This is a genomic window from Pseudomonas sp. P5_B2 (assembly GCF_056400445.1).
This window is the reverse complement of sequence record NZ_JBFULH010000450.1, coordinates 1-3,363: the sequence shown is the minus strand read 5'-3', so window position 1 is coordinate 3,363 and position 3,363 is coordinate 1. Positions and strand designations below refer to the sequence as shown.

Genomic DNA, 3,363 nt, shown 5'->3' with positions numbered 1-3,363 from the left:
GCACATGTCTGCGCAGCCCACATCCGCCATCGAGCTTGAGTTCGCCCGGCGCTACGATCAGGAACACGCCCGCGTTTGTCGTCAGCCACAACCGCGTAGCCTGACGGGGCGTCTAACGTTCTGGCGCAAGGAAAACCTGGTGCGCAATGCACTCAAGGAGGCCGGCGAACCGGGGCTGATCCTTGACGTGGCGTGCGGCGCCGGGCGCTTTTGGCCGGTGCTGGCCGAGCACGCCAACCGCGTGATCCTCGCGACGGACCCGTCACAGGATATGCTTAACCACGCGCAGACTCACCATCCGCAGAGCCTGCTCAAGCGGATCAAGACCTTCCAGAGCTCAGCCTTCACTCTTGGCTTGTCCGCCAATGCCGTGGACTGCATCTTTTGCATGCAACTGTTTCAGTACATCACCTGCTCCGAACATCGATTGGCCATGCTTCGGGAGTTCCACCGGGTCAGTCGCGATACCGTGATTGTGGCGGTACGGGTCGACGGCTATTTCAATCTGCGCCGATCAGAGACGTCGGCCGCTCTCTCTGCGCCGACGGTCAGCAAAGCCGAGGTGGAAGCTGAATTCAGGCTGGCCGGTTTCAATGTTCTGAGCCATCAAAACTTCCTGCCGGGGTGCACGTGGATGCGAGTCTATGTGCTGAGTAAGACCAGTTAGTCTCCGCTTGTCAGACATTTCTTGCTGTCGGGCAGGTCTTTTCGCTAAAGCTCTTGTTCAGTGGATGCGCGGAAATCGCCGGCGGCGATATATACTGCGCGCCATTCTTCAAGGGAGAGCCGTGTGGCCATCGATATTCACTGGATTCGCGACAACGATAGCCTCGGTCAGTTTTGCGCCGAGTGGCAGCAGCTGCCATTCGTTGCCCTCGACACCGAATTCATGCGGGTCGACACCTTTTACCCGATCGCCGGCCTGCTGCAGATCGGCGATGGCGTACGCGCTTACCTGATAGACCCGCTGACCATCGACAACTGGCAACCCCTGGCCGCGTTGCTGGAAAACCCGGCCGTGGTCAAAGTCGTCCATGCGTGCAGCGAAGACCTTGAGGTCCTGTTGCGCCTGACTGGCAGCCTGCCGGCGCCGCTGTTCGACACGCAACTGGCGGCGGCGTACCTGAACCTGGGTTTCTCCATGGGCTACTCGCGATTGGTGCAAGAGGTGCTTGGCATCGACTTGCCCAAGGGCGAAACCCGTTCCGACTGGCTGCAACGTCCGCTTTCCGACACGCAAATCAGCTACGCCGCTGAAGATGCTTTGCACCTGGCGGAAGTTTTCGTACAGCTGCGCCCGAAGCTTTCTGACGACAAGTACGCCTGGGTCCTGGAAGACGGCGCGGAACTGGTGGCCAACCTACGCCGCGAGGTCGACCCATACGAGGTCTATCGCGAAGCCAAACTGGCCTGGAAACTGTCCCGTGCCCAACTCGCCGTGTTGCGCGAGCTGTGCGCCTGGCGTGAACGTGAAGCCCGTGCGCGTGATCTTCCACGCAACCGTATCGTGCGAGAGCATTCCCTGTGGCCGCTGGCGCGTACTCAGCCGGACAATCTCGGCGCTCTGGCGAAAATCGAAGACATGCACCCGCGTACCGTGCGTCAGGATGGCGAGTTTCTGCTTGATCTGATCAAACGCTCTGGCAGTGTATCGCCCGATCAATGGCCGTCCGCCGTGCCAGAGCCATTGCCAGTGGATGCCGCCGTGCTGGTCAAACAGCTGCGTGCCATTGGCCAGGCCGAAGCCGAGCGCTTGAACATCGCGCCGGAACTGATGCTGCGCAAGAAAACCCTGGAAGCGCTGCTCAAGAGCGGCTTCCCCAATGGTCCTTACCAATTGCCTGATTCGCTGCGTGGCTGGCGCCGCGAATTGATGGGCCAGGCGCTGCTCGACAGCCTGGCCACCGCCGGAGAACAGCCTTGAAACGTATTTGCTCGATCTACCGAAGCCTGAAGAAAAGCGAGATGTACCTCTATGTGCTCAAAAGCGATGCACTGGAGCGTGTCCCGGAATCATTGATGGCGGCCTTCGGCAAACCTCACCACGCGTTCGATCTGGTGCTGACCCCCGAGCGAAAGTTGTCGCGCGAGGACATCACCGTGGTCTTGGAGAACCTTGAAAAACAGGGTTACCACCTGCAAATGCCGCCGGCTGAAGACGAGTACATCGAACACTTGCCGGAAGAATTGCTGCGCCGCAACGATCCGCTGTGACCCGCAGACAGGCTCAGTTCAGAGTCTGTGTGAAACACTGGAATGATTTTTGGCGATGACCGTGACGAGAGAGCGATGCTCCGTGCGCGGTCGCCTGCACGGTTTTTGAAAGGTTGAAACATGCGCGTTCTGATTGCCGAACACGACCACCCGGTATATGCACAGTTGTTGCGTCAAGCGGCGCCTGAGCTGGAAGTGCTCACCAGTGGCGACTCCGCTGAACTGGCTCGTCTGGCGGCGGATTGCCCTGTCTGGCTGGGTCAACCGGATCTGCTGGCCACCCTGTTGCGTCAGGGCCACGAGCCGCAATGGCTGCAATCGACCTGGGCGGGCATCACGCCACTGCTGGCCGACGGCTTGCCACGACACTATCGCCTGACCCGCGCGGTCGGCATTTTCGGCCAGGTCATGGCCGAATACGTGCTGACTTACATGCTTGGCCACGAGCGCGAAGTATTGGCGCGGCTGGTCAGCCAGGTCGAGCGCAAATGGGACAGCCGCCATGGCCAGAGCCTGGCGGGGCGCAAGGTGTTGATCGTCGGCACCGGTGACATCGGGCGGACGGTGGCGCAGTTCCTGGTGCCGTTTGGCGTCGAACTGTACGGCATCGCCAGCGAAGCTCGCGAACAGGCACCGTTTGTTGAAGTGGGTGCGCTGACAGATTTGCCGCGTTTGGTCGGGGAAGTCGATTACGTGGTCAATCTGCTACCCAACACCCCCAATACCCACGACCTGTATGACGCGGCGCTGTTCAAGCAGTTCAAGCCGACCGGGTTGTTCATCAACGTCGGTCGCGGCGTCGCGGTGGTCGATGCGGATCTGGTGGAAGCCTTGAAAGAAGGGCATCTGGCGGGCGCGGTCATTGATGTCTGTCGTCAGGAGCCACTGCCGCAACGTCACCCGTTCTGGACCGCCTGGGGCTTGCTGCTGACCGGTCACAGCTCGGCGCCGACGTCGCCATCAATGATGGTGAACCTGTTCGTCGAAAACCTGCGGGCCTATCAGGCTGGTGAGGCATTGCGCGGGGAAGTGGATTTCGATCGCGGGTATTGATTTCACCCTCAATCTAATGTGGGAGCGGGCTTGCTCGCGAAGACGGAGTATCAGTCCATGCATATGCTGACTGATACACCGCATTCGCGAGCAAGC

Annotated in this window: 4 protein-coding genes; all 4 read left to right on the top strand. The window is 60.2% G+C overall.

Annotation, left to right across the window (positions count from 1 at the left end):
* Positions 1 to 4 precede the first annotated feature (4 nt).
* The 4 genes from AC1DRJ_RS22180 (at position 5) to AC1DRJ_RS22165 (ending at position 3,267) form a co-directional block, all read left to right on the top strand.
* Positions 5 to 667, top strand: a complete 663-nt coding sequence (locus AC1DRJ_RS22180; RefSeq protein WP_477804027.1) for a class I SAM-dependent methyltransferase — start codon at positions 5 to 7, stop codon at positions 665 to 667.
* 123 nt (positions 668 to 790) lie between these two features.
* Complete coding sequence (rnd, locus tag AC1DRJ_RS22175) at positions 791 to 1,924, top strand: ribonuclease D (RefSeq protein ID WP_477804026.1); 1,134 nt, start codon at positions 791 to 793, stop codon at positions 1,922 to 1,924.
* Positions 1,921 to 2,214, top strand: coding sequence for a YcgL domain-containing protein (locus AC1DRJ_RS22170; protein WP_477804025.1), 294 nt, complete (start codon positions 1,921 to 1,923; stop codon positions 2,212 to 2,214). Before rnd ends, AC1DRJ_RS22170 begins: the two co-directional genes overlap by 4 nt.
* Before the next feature lie 120 nt (positions 2,215 to 2,334).
* The gene (locus AC1DRJ_RS22165) at positions 2,335 to 3,267 is read left to right on the top strand and encodes a D-2-hydroxyacid dehydrogenase (protein ID WP_477804024.1); all 933 of its coding nucleotides are present in this window, start codon (positions 2,335 to 2,337) and stop codon (positions 3,265 to 3,267) included.
* The last annotated feature ends 96 nt before the right edge of the window (positions 3,268 to 3,363 follow it).